The following is a 15,820-nucleotide window of genomic DNA, read 5'->3' as shown; positions in this document are numbered from 1 at the left end:
CTCAGTCCCCCCGGCCCCGCTCCCGGAAGACCGTCACCGAGACGTCGTCGAAGGGCACAGAGATCGGCGCCCTCGGCTTGTGCACCGTGATCTCGACCCCCTCGACCGGGAACTCGGCGAGGACGGCCTCGGCCAGCCGCACGGCGAGGGTCTCAATGAGGTCCACGGGCTCGCCGCCGACGATCTCGACGATGCGCTCGGCCACCTCCGCGTAGCTCGCGGTGCTGCCGATGTCGTCAGTGCCGGCCGCCGTGGAGAAGTCGGAGTGGAGGACGGCGTCGACGACGAACGGCTGCCCGTCGCGGCGCTCGAAGTCCAGCACCCCGTGGTGCCCGACGGCGCTCACGCCCGTGAGCGTGATGAGGTCCGGGCGCCGTCCCGGCGAACCGCTGCCCACCGGCGCCCCCTAGGCCTTCGCCTTGGCGGCGACCTTGACGGCGTCGAGGTTCCCGGCGACGTCGTGCACGCGCACGCCCCATGCGCCCGCGGCCGCGGCGAGCGCGCTGATCGCGGCGGTGGCCGCGTCCCGCTGCTGCGGCGGGGCGGCCTTGCCGCCGGAGGTCAGGAGCTCGCCGAGGAAGCGCTTGCGGGACGCGCCGACGAGCACGCGGTGGCCCTGGGCCGTGAAGCGGCCGAGGCCGCGCAGGAGCTCCCAGTTCTGCTCGCCGTCCTTAGCGAAGCCGAGGCCGGGGTCGAGGATGAGCTTCTCGTCCGTGACCCCGCCCGCGCGGAGGCGGTCGCGCACGGCGAGCGTCTCGGCGAGGACGTCCTCGACGACGTTGCCGTACGTGGCGAGCGAGCCCATGGTCTTGGAGTCGCCGCGGTTGTGCATGAGGACGTAGTAGGCGCCGCGCTCGGCGACGACGCGGACCATCTCGTCGGAGACGAGCTTCCCCGAGACGTCGTTGATGATCGTGGCGCCGGCCTCGAGGGCCTTCTCGGCGGTGGAGGCGCGGCGTGTGTCCACCGAGACGAGGGCACCGGCCTTCACGAGGGCCGCGACGACGGGCAGGATCCGGCGCTGCTCCTCGTCCTCGGGCACCTCGTCGGAGCCAGGACGCGTGGACTCTCCGCCGACGTCGATGATGTCCGCCCCCGCGTAGAACAGGCGCAGGCCCGCCGCGATGGCCGTGTCCGCGGTCGCGTGGGCGCCGCCGTCGCTGAAGGAATCCGGCGTGACGTTGAGGATCCCCATGACGACGGCGCGCTCCCGGGGGAGCCCGTCGAAGGTCGCCTTGGGGCGCGGCTTGCGCAGGACGGGGAGGGGAGACGTGTTGGGCCCGGTTCCGGGCGCTGCTGCGAGCGAGTCCATCATCGTAGTCACCTTCCGAGAATGAGGCTCATGGCTTCGGCGCGGGTTGCTGGGTCGTGGAGCTGGCCGCGGACGGCGCTGGTGACCGTGTGCGCCCCCGGCTTGCGGACACCGCGCATGGACATGCACATGTGCTCGCAGCTGATGACGACGATCACGCCGCGCGGCTTGAGGTGGTGGACGAGGGCGTCCGCCACCTGGGTCGTGAGGCGTTCCTGGACCTGCGGGCGGCGGGCGAAGATGTCCACGAGCCGCGCGAGCTTGCTCAGACCGGTCACCCGCCCGTCATGGGAGGGGATGTACCCGACGTGCGCGACGCCGTGGAACGGCACGAGGTGGTGCTCGCACGTCGAGTAGAACGGGATGTCCTTGACGAGCACGAGCTCCTCGTGGTCGAGGTCGAAGGTCACCCCCAGCACGTCCTCCGGGTCCTGGTGGAGGCCGGAGAAGGTCTCGGCGTAGGCCTTGGCCACGCGCTTGGGGGTGTCCAGGAGTCCGCTCCGGTCGGGGTCCTCCCCGACCGCGAGCAGGATCTCGCGCACGGCCGCCTCGATGCGCGCCAAATCCACGCCCGTAGCCTCCGCCGGCAGCTCGAGCACGTCGTCGTCGTCAATATGGGTCACGGATCGATCCTAGCTGGGGTTCGGGACGGGGCTTGCGGCCCGCGTCACACGTCCCCAGGCTCCTGGGCGTACTCCTGCTCCCCGTGCGGGTGGTGGGCCTGGCCGACGTCGAGCGGCTCCTCGCGGCGGGCGTTGGCCGCCTCCTCCTGGTTCTCGCGCGCCTTGCGCTCCGCCTCGGTCTCGACCGGGGGGAGGTCCTGGACGGGGCGGGACTCCTTGGAGAGCCACACCTCGCGGAAGTCGCGCCGGCGGATGTCGGCGAAGATCTCGGCGATCTCCCGCTGGTTCAGGGTCTCGTGCTCGAGCAGGGCGAGGGCCAGCCGGTCCAGGACGTCGCGGTTCTCGGTGAGGATCGCGTACGCCTCGTCGTGCGCCTGGTCCATGAGGCGGCGAACTTCCTCGTCGACGACGTAGGCCACCTGGTCGGAGTAGTTCCGCTCGTGCGCGGCGTCGCGGCCGAGGAACGGCTCCCCGCCGCCCTGGCCGAGCTTCACGGCGCCCACGCGCTCGCTCATGCCGTACTGCGTGACCATCTTCCGCGCCGTGGAGGTGGCCTTCTCGATGTCGTTCGAGGCGCCCGTGGACGGGTCGTGGAAGACGATCTCCTCGGCGACGCGCCCGCCCATCGCGTAGGCCAGCTGGTCGAGGAGTTCGTTGCGGGTCACCGAGTACTTGTCCTCCTCGGGCACCACCATGGTGTAGCCGAGGGCGCGGCCGCGCGGGAGGATCGTGATCTTCGTGACCGGCGCCGAGTTGCGCAGGGCCGCCGCGACGAGCGCGTGGCCGCCCTCGTGGTAGGCCGTGATCTTGCGCTCGAGGTCCTTCATGACGCGGCTGCGCTTCTGCGGGCCGGCCATGACACGGTCGATCGCCTCGTCCAGCGCGCGGTCGTCGATGAGCTGCGCGTTGGAGCGGGCCGTGAGCAGGGCGGCCTCGTTGAGGACGTTCGCGAGGTCGGCGCCGGTGTAGCCGGGGGTCTTCTTCGCGACGGCCTTGAGGTCCACGCTGCCGGCCATCGGCTTGCCCTTGGCGTGCACGGAGAGGATCTGCTCGCGGCCCACGAGGTCCGGCGCCTCGACCGGGATCTGGCGGTCGAAGCGGCCCGGGCGCAGGAGCGCCGGGTCGAGCACGTCGGGCCGGTTGGTGGCCGCGATGAGGATGACGTTGGTCTTCGGGTCGAAGCCGTCCATCTCGACAAGGAGCTGGTTGAGGGTCTGCTCGCGCTCGTCGTTGCCGCCGCCGATGCCGGCGCCGCGGTGGCGGCCGACGGCGTCGATCTCGTCGACGAAGACGATCGCCGGGGCGTTGGACTTGGCCTGCTCGAAGAGGTCGCGCACGCGGGACGCGCCGACGCCGACGAACATCTCGACGAAGTCGGAGCCGGAGATCGAGAAGAACGGCACACCCGCCTCGCCAGCGACGGCGCGCGCGAGCAGCGTCTTGCCGGTGCCCGGGGGGCCATAGAGCAGCACGCCCTTGGGGATCTTGGCCCCGACCGCCTGGAACTTGCCCGGCTCCTGGAGGAACTCCTTGATCTCGTGGAGCTCCTCGACGGCCTCGTCGGCGCCGGCGACGTCGGCGAAGGTCACCTGCGGCATGTCCTTCGTGATCATCTTGGCGCGGGACTTGCCGAACTTCATGACCTGGCTGCCGCCGCCCTGCATGCGCGAGAGGAGGAACCAGAAGACTGCGCCCAGGAGCAGGACGGGGACGAGGAGCGAGAGGATCGAGCCGAACCAGTTGCTCTCGACGGGCTGGTCCGTGTAGCCCTTCGCGAGGTTCGCGTCGTTGACCGCCCTGATGACGTCGTCACCGCGCTGGGTGATGAAGTAGAACTGGACGTTCTTGCCCTTGTTCTGCCCGTCCTGGACGTAGTCGTCCTTGAGGACGAGGTCCACGCGCTCCTCGCCGTTGAAGATCTTGGCCTGATCGACCCTGTTGTCCTTGAGGAGCTGCATGCCCACCGACGTGTCCACGCGCGTGCTTCCGCCCGGCGCCAGCGTCCCGAAGGCGAGCAGGAGCAGGACGATCACGACGACGATCCAGATCCCCGGACCCTTGACGAAGCTCTTGACTTTCATGAATTCGGGGCCGAACCCCGTCCCTTCTCTCCAGCGCCGGTTCACGCACGCACTGGGCGTGTGCCTTCACAGCATGCCACCGTTCGGAACCGTTCACGCACAGATGGACAGAAAAGTTCCCGAGGATCGGGTGCGGGCCCGCCGGCCTACTCGTAGACGTGCGGCGCGAGGGTGCCCACGAAGTCGAGGTTGCGGTACTTCTCGGCGTAGTCGAGGCCGTAGCCGACGACGAACTCGTTGGGAATGTCGAAGCCCACGTACTTGACATCGATCTGGACCTTCGCCGCGTCCGGCTTGCGGAAGGCCGTGCAGATTTCGACCGAGGCCGTGCCCCGGGACTCGAGGTTCGTCTTGAGCCACGAGAGGGTCAGGCCCGAGTCGATGATGTCCTCGACGATGAGGACGTGCTTGCCCATGAGGTCCGTGTCGAGGTCCTTGAGGATCCGCACGACGCCGGAGGACTGCGTGCCCGATCCGTACGAGGACACGGCCATCCAGTCCATCGTGACGTGGCTGTGCAGGGCGCGGGCGAGGTCCGCCATGACCATGACGGCGCCCTTGAGGACGCCGACGATCAGGAGGTCGCGGCCCTCGTAGTCCCGGTCGATCTCCGCGGCCAGCTCGGCGATGCGGTTCTGGATCTGGTCCTTCGTGTAGAGGACGTGCTTGAGGTCAGCCTGGACATCGGTCGATTCCACGTGCGGCTCCTGTGTTTCGTCGAGCGTGTGAAGACTTGGGGGATGCTCGGATCAGCGGTGCGTCTCCAAGACTAGCGCCCCGTATGGCGTCCCCGGCGGGGCACCCCGCTTGCGCGGCTGCCGGTAGGCCCGCACGTGCCCGGGCAGCTCCACGGGCCCCGCCGAGCCGCGGCGGTCCAGAAGCCCCTCGAGGGCCGCGAGGCGCTCGAACGTGGGCCGCCCGCCGAGCTCGGTGAGGGCCAGCGCGAGGACCCTGCCGCGCAGGGCGTCGGGCAGCGCCCGGAGCGCCGGCCCGGGAAGCACGACGGCGCGCGCCCCCTCCCTGCGATGCGGGGTCACCTCCCTGCGATCCGGGGTCACCTCCCTGCGATCCGGGGTCACCTCGGCGCCGCCGGGCCTGATCTCGGCGAGCGAGGCGTAGACCTCCTGGGCCTCGGCGTCGAGGTGGTCGGCGTCGGCGGCCAGGAGCGACGCCGTCCGGGCGAGCCCCTCCGCGACCCCCGGGCCGAGCTCCGCCTCGAGGAACGGCATGACGCCGACGCGCACGCGCGAGCGCATGAAGGCCGGGTCCTCGTTCGTCGGGTCGAACCATGGCGAAAGGCCCTCGGCGTCGCACACGTCGAGCGTGTCCTCGCGGCGCAGGCCGAGGAACGGGCGCACGAGGATCCCGCGGACGCGCCGCATCCCCGCGAGGGACCGCGGCCCGGAGCCCCGCGCGAGGCCGAGGAGCACCTGTTCGGCCTGGTCATCGAGGGTGTGGCCGAGCAGGACCGCGCCCGCGCCCCACGCCGCCGCTTCGGCCTCGAGGGCCTCGTGCCGCGCCGCGCGGGCCGCCGCCTCGGGCCCCTCCCCCGTCCGCCGGACCTCGACGGCGACCACCCGCACCGGTGCGAGGCCCAGCTCGGCCAGCGCGGCCGCCGTCGTGCGCGCGACCTCGCCGGAGCCGGGCTGGAGGCCATGGTCGACGACGACGGCGCCGGCCTCGAGCGGGTGGCCGGCCGCGCTGCCGCGCCGGGCGAAGTGGGCGACGGCGGCGGCGAGGGCGAGCGAGTCTGGCCCGCCCGAGCAGGCGACGAGGACGCGCGGCGGCCAGCCGGCCTCCGCGAGCGCGGCGGTCACGGCGTTGCGGGCCCGGCCTACGGCGGGATGGAGCCGCCGCCGGGCAGGCGTCGCCCTGTCGCGGGGGTGGTCGCCGGGCCGGGGCGGGCCGTCTCCGGTCACAGCCCCATCCGGGCGGCCCACTGCTCGGGGGCGTGGATCTCCTCCTCGGTGGGCAGGTTCTCCGCCCGCTCCCACACGCGGTTGAACCCCGCCATCCCGGCCTTCTCGACGATGGCCGTGACGAACTTCGCCCCCTCGGTGTACTGGCGCATCTTGGCCTCGAGGCCGAGGACGCGGCGGATGAAGGTCTCGATCGGCCCGCGGTTCTGCGTCCGGGCGGTGTAGCGCTGGCGGATCGTCTTGACGGTCGGGACCACGGAGGCGTCGACGGCGTCCATGACCACCGTCGCGTGCCCCTCGAGCAGGCTCATGACGGCAGTGATGTGGGAGATCGCGGCCTTCTCGACCGGGTCCTGCAGCAGGTCGATGATGGCGCCCCGGCTCGGGATCTGCCCCGTCCCGCCGGCCCTGTCCCGGAGCGACTTGGCGACGGCGGTGGCCCGCTCCATGAGGGAGTCCATGTTCGCGACAAGGCTCTCGGAGAGCAGCGCGATCTGCTGGAGCAGGTGGTCGCGCAGCCACGGCGCGGCGGCGAACTGGACGCGGTGCGTCTGCTCGTGCAGGCACACCCACATCCGGAAGTCCTCAGGGTCCACCTCGAGCTCGCGCTCGATCTGGACGATGTTCGGGGCGACGAGCAGGAGCCGTCCGGCCGGCGAGATGCCCGAGCGGGGCGCGAGGGCGGCATAGGGCTCGTACTGGCCGAGGACCTTGTTGGACAGGAACGCGAGGACGGCGCCGAGCTGGGCGCCCGTGATCGCCCCGCCCACGCGGGCCGCGGCAGGCGTGAGCTCGCTCGCGCGCTTCGCGACGAGCTGGGTCAGGATCGGGTCCATCATGACGGCGAAGCCGCGCGTGTTCGCCCGGGCCCAGGCCGCCCTGTCCACGACGAGGACCTCGGAGTCGCGCAGGTCCTCGGCGACCGCGAGCTCGGTGATGCGGTGGACGTGGGGAACCGACGCGTCGGCGAGGCGGCGCAGGCTCGCGACGGCCTCCGCCGCTTCGGCGAAGGATAGCGCCGGCCCGGGCGGGGACAGGCGGGCCGCCGTGGCTGCAGCGAGGTCCCAGTTGATGAGTCGGCTGGCCATCTGCGAGGCATCCATGCCTCCATCAGACCACACGCCGCCGACACCCATGGAGCCTCAGCGGCAGCAGTCGTCGTTCAGCCTCACCGGCAGCCGCATCCCGCGAGGTGGGCCGCGGCGCCGTCGATCGCGGCGAGGGCCGCCTCCCGCGTGTCACCCGTGAGGCCGTTCGCGACGAAGGAGAAGACGAGGAGCCGCCCGTCGGCGTCGACCGCGTAGCCCGTCAGCCCGACGACGGCGAGCAGCGTGCCCGTCTTGGCCCGCACGACGCCGGCCCCGGCCGCCGTCGCGCCCGTGCCGAACCGGCTGCCGAGGGTCCCGGTCAGGCCGGCCACGGGCAGCCCTTGGAGGGCGGGCCGCAGCCGCGCGTCCTCCCCGACGGCCATTTCGCGCACGATTCCCGCGAGCGTCTCGGGGCCCACCCGGTTGCCCGAGGCCAGGCCCGAGGCGTCCTGGAGCACGAGGCCCTTCGCCGAGCCGAGCACGCGCTCCGCGGCCGCCCGCAGCGCCCGGACCGCGCCCTCGTTGCTCGCGGGGCCGCCCGCGGCGGCCGAGGCGAGGCGGGCGAGGGCCTCGGCGGTGTAGTTGTCCGACTCGCGCAGCATGTAGCCGACCTGGTCGGCCACGCTGGCGCTCTCGACGGCGGCGACCTCCGCGCCGTCCTCGGGCGCGGCGGCCCGCTCGACGCCGGGCGCGACCCGGATGCCGGCGGGGGCGAGGGCCTTCTCGAGCGCGGACCGGAACGCCGAGGCGGCGTCGAGGCCCGCGTCTGCGGGGCGGGGGGCCGGCGCGTTCGGGGCTGTGCGACCGGCGTTGAGCGCGAGCGCGTGCAGCGGGGCCATCTCGCCGGCGGCGACGTCCTCGGACGCCCAGGCCGGATTGAGGGCGGGTCCGGTGAACAGCGAGTCGTCGAGGCGGACGCTGACGGTCGAGGCGGCGGGTGGGGCGGCGCCGTCGTCCGCGCCAGCCGGGCCGGCCGTTCCTGCGGTGCCTCCGGTGAGCGCCTGAGCGGTCGCCGCCGCGAGCGTCGCCATGCCCGCCCGGCCGAGGACCTCGACCGGCTGGGACTCCCCCGCGCCGAGGAGGACGTCGCCGCCGGCCACGAGCACGACCGTCCCCGGGTCCTCCCCCCGGACGACGCGTGTGCGCAGGACGGCGTCGGGGCCGAGCGTCGTGAGCGCCGCCGCGGCGGTGAGCAGCTTGAGGTTCGAGGCGGGGACGCGGGGGGTGGCACCGTCCCGGCTGAAGAGGGTCGCACCGGTCGCGCCGTCGAGCACGACGGCGCCCAGGGACGCGCCCTCCGGCGCAGCGAGCGGGGCGAGGATCGGCGCGAGCTGCGCGGAAAGCACCGCCGGCGCCGGCGCGGGGGCGGTGGCGGCGAGGGGTGCGGCTCCGGCGAGCGTCGGGGCGGACGACGGCGGGGCGAGCCAGGCCGGCGTCGTGCCCGTCGGCGTCGGGGCAGGCTGGAGGAGGCCGCGGGCGGCGCCCGCGAGGCCGGTCGCGGTCAGGGCGGCGGCGACGCCGAGCGCGAGGACGAGCGAGGCGGCGATGACGACGACGAGGGGAAAGCCGCGCAGGAAGCGCCCGGCGGCACCGCGGCTTGCGCCGTCCGCCTCGGGGCGGCCCTCCGCGCCGCCCGGGGCGGGGCGGCCGTCATCGCTCGTCAATGTCATCCTCGGGGGTCGGGGAGGCCCCGACGGGGATCCGAAGGCCCGGGGCAGATATCCTCATGGTAGTCGCCGCAGCCGTGTGCCCCCGCTGGCCCGGGTGCGGCCTGCCATCACGCTGCCAGCCAAGGAGCACCATGAAGCACGATGTCACCATCGAGATCCCCAAGGGCTCGCGGGTCAAGTACGAGGTCGACCACGAGACCGGCCGCGTCCGCCTGGACCGCGTGCTCTTCACCGCAATGCAGTACCCGACCCACTACGGGTTCTTCGAGAACACCCTCGGCGAGGACGGCGACCCGCTCGACGCGCTCGTCCTCCTGCAGGACTTCGACCTCCACCCGGGAGTCATCGTCGAGGCCCGCCCGATCGGCGTCTTCAACATGACGGACGACGGCGGCGGGGACGCCAAGGTCCTCTGCGTCCCGGCGGACCCGCGCTTCGACCACATCCAGGAGGTCTCGGACGTCAACGAGTTCCTCATCAAGGAGATCGAGCACTTCTTCACCCGCTACAAGGACCTCGAGCCGGGCAAGTGGGTCAAGGCCGAGGGCTGGGCCAACCGCGCCGCGGCCGAGGCCGAGCTCGAGGCGTCGATCAAGCGCTTCGAGGCCCAGGGCCACTGACTGTTCGGGGCCGTCGACAAGGGCCACTGAGCTGCCGAGAGGGGGCCACTCAACCATTCATGGTGAGTGGCCACCTCTCGCGTGTTGAGGGGTCGTATCCCGCGCGTTGAGCGGCCAATCCGTGAGTGGGCGCCGCTAGGCTGGCGCCCATGTACACGGTCACGATCAACCAGCGCGACCGGGGCGCCGGGGACCGCGTGGCCGAGCTGCTCAAGGGCCTCGCCCGGGCCAGGCCCGACGTGCCGTTCGCCAGGACCGTGGGCGACGAGGCCCAGGGCGTCTTCGCGGCGCCCGCGCCCGCTGTCGACGCCGCCTTGGCCGCCCTCCGGCCCGACGCGTGCGGCGGGGTGCGCTGGAACGTCGGAATCGGCGTCGGGCCCCTCGACGCCCCGCTGCCCGCCGACCTCGACGACGTCCGCGGGCAGGGGCTCGTGTACGCGCGCCGCGCCGTCGAGCGCGCGCAGTCCTCGCACGAGGAGGCGGCGATCGCCGTGGACGGCCCCGACCCGGAGCTCGCCGCCGAGGCGGAGGGTGTCCTGCGGCTGCTCGGGCTCGAGGTGGCCCGGCGCACGACGGCGGAGTGGCGGGTCCTCGAGCTGCTCACCCCTGGCGTGCGCGGGCAGCAGAAGGCGGTGGCCGAGGCGCTCGGGATCACGGCGCAGGCCGTCTCCAAGGCGATCTCGCGGGCGCACTGGCACGAGGAGCTCGCCGCCCGGCCGGCCGCCGCCCGGCTCCTGGGGCTGCTCGACGCCGCCGGCGCGTGAACCGCATGGCGCGGGGGCGCCGTCGTGCGTCTGGCCGACGACGGCGGCGAGGCGGCAGCGCGTGGCGGGCGCCCGCCGTCGTGCGCGGGAAAGGCTAGAGGAGCGAGCGGAGGATCGCGGCGGCGCCGTCCTCCTCGACGGGGGCGGTGACCTCGTCGGCGGCGGCCTTGACCTCGTCGGGGGCCTGGCCCATCGCGACGCCCCGGCCGGCCCACTGGAGCATCTCGATGTCGTTGCGGCCGTCGCCGATCGTGACGGTGTCCTCGATCGCGACGCCCAGCGTGGAACGCAGCGCCTCGAGCCCGCTGGCCTTCGTGACGCCCTGCGCGGCGATGTCGAGCCAGGCGGTCCAGCCGACCGAGTAGGTCACGCCGTGGAGGCCGATCGACTCGACGGCGGCGCCGAACTCCTCGGCGGTGGAGTCGGTGGAGAACACGACGAGGCGGACGGCGGTGGCCTCGAGCAGCTCGTCGAAGGTCACGCCAGTGGCCTCGACGCCGAAGCTCGCATCCTGGAAGCGCTCGGTCGAGAGGAAGTTGCCATCGATGTCCTCGAGGGCGTACTTCGCGTTGGGCAGACGGCGGCGGAGGGCCTTGAGGGCCGGCGCGGGGTCGAAGGAGCGGCGGTCGACGACCTCGTAGCCGCCATTGCAGCCCGCGTTGATCCGGACGGTCACGCCGCCGTTGCTGCACACGGCGTAGCCGTGCTCGATGCCGAGCAGTTCGACGATGGGCAGGGTCGCTCCGAGCGAGCGCCCGGTGGCCACGACCACCTCGTGGCCGGCGGCGACGACGGCGTTGCCGACCTCGCGGATGGCCGGGGACATGTGGCCGTAGTGGTCGACGAGGGTTCCGTCCACGTCGAGGCCGATGAACTTGCGGTTGACCGTCTTGAGCTGGTCCTCGATGCCAGCATTCAGCGTTGTAGTCATAGGCAATAGTAGACCACCCGGTCCCAGAAGGCCCGTAGGACGGCCGCCACACGGGCTGTGAACATGGGGTGAATATTCACAGCCCTGCCCACAGTGTGGGTGTTCACCTGCGCTTGGCTCGTCCCCGCAGGCGACGCCGAGAACCGGCCCCCCGTTTCGGAGAATGCCTCGTCGCACGGCAGGGGGCACTTACCGAAAGTCGGGGCATAGCTCCACGATCGCCGCGGTACAGGCTTGTCACTGCCGACGGGGGACTCCCGCCCGATGGAGGATCGCGGCGAACCGCGTCGGCTCGAGCAGGTCCGCCCAGACCCAGCGAACCATCCCATACCCGGCCGCACGCACCCCATCCTCACGGCGCTTCTCCTCGACCACGACCTCGGCCGCAGCCTTCCCGCTCAGCTCCTGCGACCTCAGGTACTTCATGAGGCCGTCGAACTCGCCAGTGAGCCGGATCTTAGGCCAGATATAGTCCACTCGCGCAATACGCTGTCCGTCCAGGGTCACCCAGAACTGCAGTTCAGGCATCTCGAATCCGAGCTCCCACATGAGAGCCCTGCTGAAGGACTCGCCCACGGATTCCGAGGCGCCGTTCGCGAAGCCGAGGACGAAGGCCGTCCGGGCGCGGGCGCTTGCGTTGGTCATTCCATCGCAGACAGCCTGGAGCTGCTCCGGCGTCCGTTGGACCTTCAGTCCCGCCCTGCCCGCCAGGAGCGCATCTGCGACGGCAACGGCCTCGGTGAAGGGAAGCCTGTGGAGGGTGTCTGCGAAGACATCGTCGAAAGGCTCGAGCCGGAGGGCCAGACCGAGATGCGGCAGCAGCAGTTCCGTGGAGGACCCCTGCTGCCAGTAGTGCTTCGCGTCAGGAAAGCCCACCGGGAGTGAGCCTGAAGCCTTGTGGGATGACTTGAGCCAGACCTCCCGGGAGGCCGTTTCGTTGCCATAGATCCTTCGCAGCGGAATGGCTCCGACTTCGGGGCGTCTGGAGGTGCGGTAGCGGACGTGCGTCGGCACGCGTGCCAGCTCAATTCCCCAGGCCATGAGAGCGGTCTCGCGACAGAGGACTGGCGCCTTTCCGCCCACGGCGAGCGACGCCGTCGTGATGGCATAGCGGTCGTGGGCCGTTCCCGCAAGCCACTCCTCGCTTGCCACGTAGACCCCGCGCCTCGGGCGGACCAACCGCCCGGCGGCGTACTCCTGGCTGAGCTGACGCGGCGTCCTGGCCGTGCGGTACTCCGAGGTGGAGCTCAGAAACGTGACCCTGGGGAACCTCATGCCTCTAAGCCAAGCCTCTGACCGGGCTGCCTGCTACTGCTATCCGCTCATCTGTGCATAACTCCCGCAAGGGCAATGAGGATGCCCCGCGTTTCGGACGATGCCCCGGCCCAGGGCGGGGGGAACTGTCCGAAACACGGGGCACTTTCGACAGCCCAGTGAACGAGCGGGGAGCCCTAGAGGACCGGGAGGACCTCGAGGCCGCCGAGGTACGGGCGCAGGGCCGCGGGGACGGTGACCGAGCCGTCGGGGTTCTGGTGGTGCTCGAGGATGGCCACGATCCAGCGCGTGGTCGCGAGCGTCCCGTTGAGAGTCGCGACGGTGCGTGTCCCCTTCGGCGAGCCCTCGGCGTCGAACACGCGCTCGCGCACGTTGAGCCGGCGCGCCTGGAAGCCCGTGCAGTTCGAGGTCGAGGTCAGCTCGCGGTACCGGCCCTGGGTCGGGACCCACGCCTCGCAGTCGAACTTCCGGGCCGCGCTCATGCCGAGGTCCCCCGCGGCGGTGTCGATCACGCGGTAGGGCAGCTCGACCTTCGCGAGCATCTCCTCCTCCCACGCGAGCAGGCGGGCGTGCTCGGCCTCGGCCTCCTCCATGGGCACATAGGAGAACATCTCCACCTTGTTGAACTGGTGCACGCGGATGATCCCGCGGGTGTCCTTGCCGTGCGAGCCGGCCTCGCGGCGGTAGCACGAGGACCAGCCGGCGTAGCGCACGGGACCGTCGCCGAGGTCCATGATCTCGTCGGCGTGGTAGCCGGCGAGGGCCACCTCGGAGGTGCCCACGAGGTAGAGGTCGTCCTCGGCGAGGCGGTAGATCTCGGCGTCGTGCGCGACGTCGAAGCCCGTCCCCTGCATCGTCTCGGGCCGCACGAGGGTCGGGGTGATCATCGGGATGAAGCCGGCCTGGACGGCCTGGTCCATGGCCATCTGCAGGAGCGCGATCTCGAGCCGCGCCCCGACGCCCTTGAGGAAGTAGAACCGCGAGCCGGAGACCTTGGCGCCGCGCTCCATGTCGATCGCGCCGATCAGCTCGCCGAGCTCGAGGTGGTCGCGCGGCTCGAAGCCGTCCGCGGAGAAGTCGCGCGGCTCCCCGACGGTCTTGACGACGACGTAGTCGTCCTCGCCGCCGGCGGGAATGCCGTCGATGATGAGGTTCGGCACGGTCCGCATGAGCTCGTCCATCTCGGCCTGCGCCTCGTCCGCGGACGCCTGGGCCTTCTTGACCCGGATCGCCAGGTCCTTGACCTCGGCGAGCAGCGCCTGCTTCTCCTCGCCCTTCGCCGCCGCGACCCTCTTGCCGAACGCGTTCTGCTCGGCGCGGAGCGTCTCGTACTCGGTCAGGGACGCACGACGGCGGGAATCGGCGGAGATGATCCGATCCACGAGCGCTTCGTCCGCCCCGCGGGCGCGCTGGCTGGCTCGGTACTTCTCGGGGTTCTCGGTGAGGTCCTTGACGTCGATCACGAGTCCAAGAGTATCGGGAAGGCGACACAACGCGGCGCTAGAGTGAGAGCACCATGCGCAACCTGATCATTGCGGGCATCCTCTGCGTGGCCGGCGGCTTCGCCCTGGCCAGCTGGTGGGGCGTGCGCAGGCTCGCCGAGCAGCATGCGCGCTCGGCGGTCGGGGAGCCCGCGGCCGCACCGAGGCCCGGGCCGCAGCAGGTCGCCGTCGTGCTCAACCCCATCAAGGAGCGCGCGCAGGAGGCGCGGGTGCTCATCGAGGCGGCGTGCCGGGGCGCGGGCTGGCCGGCCCCGCTCGTCTTCGAGACGCTGGCCACGGACCCCGGGCACTCGATGGTGCGCCAGGCGGTCGCGGCGGGCGCCGACGTCGTCATCGCGTGCGGCGGCGACGGCACCGTGCGCGTCGTGGCGGAGGGCCTCGCCGGGACGGACGTTCCCATGGGCCTCGTGCCCCTCGGCACCGGCAACCTGCTCGCGCGGAACCTCGACCTCGACGTCTGGCGCCTGTCCCAGTGCGTGCACACCGCCGTGTTCGGTCGGCAGCGGCGCATCGACACGGCCACGATGCGGCTCTCCAACTCCGCTACAGGCCAGGTGTCGACGCACCCCTTCCTCGTCATCGCAGGGGTCGGGATGGACGCGGAGGTCATCAGGGACACGAACGAGGAGCTCAAGAGGGCGATCGGCTGGATCGCCTACACCGAGGCCGGCATCCGGCACATGCCTGGCCGGGAGCGCAAGCGTGTGGAGATCTCGCTCGACGGCGGGGAGTTCCAGTCGCGCCGCGTCCGCGCCGTGCTCTTCGCGAACTGCAGCAAGCTCCCCGGGGGCATGGACTTCATCCCCGAGGCGTACATCGACGACGGCGTGCTCGACGTCGTCGTCATGAGCCCGCGCAGCCTCCTCGGCTGGATCGCGATGTACGTCAAGATCGTGATCCAGCACAAGCGCCAGCTCGCCGTCATGACCTCCTACGGGGCGCAGCAGGTCACCATCCGCAGCGCCGAGCCGATCCAGACCCAGGTCGACGGCGACGTCGCCGGCGCGGCGACCGAGATCCGCGTCGAGGTCCACCCGGCGAACCTGCTCGTGCGGGTCGCGTAGGCCCGGCCGGCTCTCCCGTCTGGCCCCGGCCCGTTCAGGCGCCGCCGAGGATCCCGTCGACCCACGAGCGCGCGGCGGCGAACGCGTCGTCGGTCACGTGCCCGGCGACGTGCGGCTCGGCGCCGTCGGTCCGCGGGTACGAGCCGAGGAAGCGCGTCTCGGGGCTGATCCGGTGCAGGCCCGCGAGCGCGTCGGCCACGCGCGCGTCCTGGGCGTGGCCGTCCACGTCGATGCTGAAGAAGTAGTGGCCCAGGTACTGGCCCGTGGGCCGGGACTCGATGCGGGACAGGTTGACCCCGCGCGCGGCGAACTGCTCGAGGATCTCCATGAGCGCGCCCGGTCGGTCCTCGGGCAGGGGCACGGCGACCGTCGTCTTGTCCGCGCCCGTGCGCTCCGGGAGCGGCCCCGGCCGCGAGACGAGGATGAACCGCGTGACGGCGCCCGGGTTGTCCCCGATGTCGGTCGCGAGGACCGCGAGCTCGGGGTGCTCCTCGGCGACGATGGGCGCGCAGATCGCGGCGTCGCCCGGCTGGGAGGCGGCGTCGAGGAGCGCGAGGGCGCCGGCCGCCGTCGAGCTCGAGGCGAGGTGCACGGCGTCGGGCGCGTTCGCCGCCGCCCAGCCTCGGCACTGCGCCCACGCATGCCCATGGGTAGCGATGCGGCGCACGTCCGCGACCCGCGTCCCGGGCCGGGCCACGAGCACGAACGTGATCGGCACGACCTCCTCGCGCACGATCCGCAGCTCGGGGCCGGTGGAGATCGCGTCGAGGGTCGCGGTGACGCCGCCCTCGACGGAGTTCTCGATTGGGACCATCGCGGCGTCGGCGTCGCCGGAGCGCACAGCGTCGAGCGCGGCGTTGACGTTGGGGGCGGGGATGCGCCGGGCGTCGCGTGAGCCGGGGACCTTGAGCAGGGCGGCCTCGGTGAAGGTGCCCTCGGGGCCGAGGAAGGTGTAGGTCAAGTGCGCCACG

15 protein-coding genes are annotated in these 15,820 nt (G+C 72.1%); 3 read left to right on the top strand and 12 right to left on the bottom strand.

Annotation, left to right across the window (positions count from 1 at the left end; genetic code table 11):
* Position 1: 1 nt before the first annotated feature.
* The 8 genes from folB to dacB all read right to left on the bottom strand — a co-directional run bounded on the left by folB (position 2) and on the right by dacB (position 8,693).
* Positions 2-397, bottom strand: a complete 396-nt coding sequence (gene folB, locus ACUYMY_RS01655; RefSeq protein ID WP_481701909.1) for a dihydroneopterin aldolase — start codon at positions 395-397, stop codon at positions 2-4.
* 9 nt (positions 398-406) lie between these two features.
* On the bottom strand, positions 407-1,312 hold the full coding sequence (folP, locus tag ACUYMY_RS01650; RefSeq protein WP_481704927.1) for a dihydropteroate synthase: 906 nt from the start codon (positions 1,310-1,312) through the stop codon (positions 407-409).
* An 8-nt stretch (positions 1,313-1,320) separates the two neighbouring features.
* Positions 1,321-1,935: a GTP cyclohydrolase I FolE gene (gene folE, locus ACUYMY_RS01645; protein ID WP_481701908.1), complete on the bottom strand. Its 615-nt coding sequence runs from the start codon at positions 1,933-1,935 to the stop codon at positions 1,321-1,323.
* Between the two features lie 44 nt (positions 1,936-1,979).
* Complete coding sequence (ftsH, locus tag ACUYMY_RS01640) at positions 1,980-4,016, bottom strand: ATP-dependent zinc metalloprotease FtsH (RefSeq protein WP_481701907.1); 2,037 nt, start codon at positions 4,014-4,016, stop codon at positions 1,980-1,982.
* 146 nt (positions 4,017-4,162) lie between these two features.
* Entirely contained in the window at positions 4,163-4,714 is a 552-nt protein-coding gene (hpt, locus tag ACUYMY_RS01635; protein WP_481701906.1) for a hypoxanthine phosphoribosyltransferase, read from the bottom strand.
* A 51-nt stretch (positions 4,715-4,765) separates the two neighbouring features.
* Positions 4,766-5,833 carry a tRNA lysidine(34) synthetase TilS gene (gene tilS / locus ACUYMY_RS01630; RefSeq protein WP_481704926.1) on the bottom strand — a complete coding sequence of 356 codons (1,068 nt, stop codon included), beginning with the start codon at positions 5,831-5,833 and terminating at the stop codon, positions 4,766-4,768.
* 98 nt (positions 5,834-5,931) lie between these two features.
* Positions 5,932-7,038: a zinc-dependent metalloprotease gene (locus tag ACUYMY_RS01625; protein ID WP_481701905.1), complete on the bottom strand. Its 1,107-nt coding sequence runs from the start codon at positions 7,036-7,038 to the stop codon at positions 5,932-5,934.
* Positions 7,039-7,103: 65 nt separating this feature from the next.
* Positions 7,104-8,693 (bottom strand): D-alanyl-D-alanine carboxypeptidase/D-alanyl-D-alanine endopeptidase, encoded by a 1,590-nt coding sequence (gene dacB / locus ACUYMY_RS01620; protein WP_481701904.1) that lies wholly within the window; start codon positions 8,691-8,693, stop codon positions 7,104-7,106.
* Positions 8,694-8,824: 131 nt separating this feature from the next.
* On the opposite strand from dacB, the gene ACUYMY_RS01615 reads away from it, so the two are divergent.
* Positions 8,825-9,313 (top strand): inorganic diphosphatase, encoded by a 489-nt coding sequence (locus ACUYMY_RS01615; RefSeq protein WP_481701903.1) that lies wholly within the window; start codon positions 8,825-8,827, stop codon positions 9,311-9,313.
* A 149-nt stretch (positions 9,314-9,462) separates the two neighbouring features.
* Entirely contained in the window at positions 9,463-10,077 is a 615-nt protein-coding gene (locus tag ACUYMY_RS01610) for an RNA polymerase sigma factor (RefSeq protein WP_481701902.1), read from the top strand.
* A 94-nt stretch (positions 10,078-10,171) separates the two neighbouring features.
* On the opposite strand, the gene ACUYMY_RS01605 is transcribed toward ACUYMY_RS01610, so the two are convergent.
* The 3 genes from ACUYMY_RS01605 to serS form a co-directional block, all read right to left on the bottom strand.
* Positions 10,172-11,008, bottom strand: coding sequence for an HAD family hydrolase (locus ACUYMY_RS01605; protein ID WP_481701901.1), 837 nt, complete (start codon positions 11,006-11,008; stop codon positions 10,172-10,174).
* A 237-nt stretch (positions 11,009-11,245) separates the two neighbouring features.
* A complete protein-coding gene (locus ACUYMY_RS01600; RefSeq protein ID WP_481701900.1) occupies positions 11,246-12,283 on the bottom strand; it encodes a hypothetical protein in 1,038 nt (345 codons plus the stop codon).
* A 176-nt stretch (positions 12,284-12,459) separates the two neighbouring features.
* Positions 12,460-13,746 (bottom strand): serine--tRNA ligase, encoded by a 1,287-nt coding sequence (serS, locus tag ACUYMY_RS01595; protein ID WP_481701899.1) that lies wholly within the window; start codon positions 13,744-13,746, stop codon positions 12,460-12,462.
* Positions 13,747-13,799: 53 nt separating this feature from the next.
* Between serS and ACUYMY_RS01590 the strand changes: the two genes are divergently transcribed.
* Positions 13,800-14,849 (top strand): diacylglycerol/lipid kinase family protein, encoded by a 1,050-nt coding sequence (locus tag ACUYMY_RS01590; protein WP_481701898.1) that lies wholly within the window; start codon positions 13,800-13,802, stop codon positions 14,847-14,849.
* A 34-nt stretch (positions 14,850-14,883) separates the two neighbouring features.
* Here ACUYMY_RS01590 and pheA read toward each other — a convergent pair whose 3' ends face one another.
* A complete protein-coding gene (pheA, locus tag ACUYMY_RS01585; protein ID WP_481701897.1) occupies positions 14,884-15,819 on the bottom strand; it encodes a prephenate dehydratase in 936 nt (311 codons plus the stop codon).
* Position 15,820 lies beyond the last annotated feature (1 nt).

The sequence above is a fragment of the Sinomonas sp. T428B genome, assembly GCF_056780155.1.
This window is presented reverse-complemented; position numbering and strand designations above follow the sequence as displayed.

Coding starts and splice junctions, on each gene's coding strand:
- folP (WP_481704927.1), bottom strand. CDS start 1,312: ATGGACTCGCTCGCAGCAGCGCCCGGAACCGGGCCCAACACGTCTCCC.
- ftsH (WP_481701907.1), bottom strand. CDS start 4,016: ATGAAAGTCAAGAGCTTCGTCAAGGGTCCGGGGATCTGGATCGTCGTC.
- ACUYMY_RS01625 (WP_481701905.1), bottom strand. CDS start 7,038: ATGGATGCCTCGCAGATGGCCAGCCGACTCATCAACTGGGACCTCGCT.
- dacB (WP_481701904.1), bottom strand. CDS start 8,693: ATGACATTGACGAGCGATGACGGCCGCCCCGCCCCGGGCGGCGCGGAG.
- ACUYMY_RS01615 (WP_481701903.1), top strand. CDS start 8,825: ATGAAGCACGATGTCACCATCGAGATCCCCAAGGGCTCGCGGGTCAAG.
- ACUYMY_RS01610 (WP_481701902.1), top strand. CDS start 9,463: ATGTACACGGTCACGATCAACCAGCGCGACCGGGGCGCCGGGGACCGC.
- ACUYMY_RS01605 (WP_481701901.1), bottom strand. CDS start 11,008: ATGACTACAACGCTGAATGCTGGCATCGAGGACCAGCTCAAGACGGTC.
- ACUYMY_RS01600 (WP_481701900.1), bottom strand. CDS start 12,283: ATGAGGTTCCCCAGGGTCACGTTTCTGAGCTCCACCTCGGAGTACCGC.
- ACUYMY_RS01590 (WP_481701898.1), top strand. CDS start 13,800: ATGCGCAACCTGATCATTGCGGGCATCCTCTGCGTGGCCGGCGGCTTC.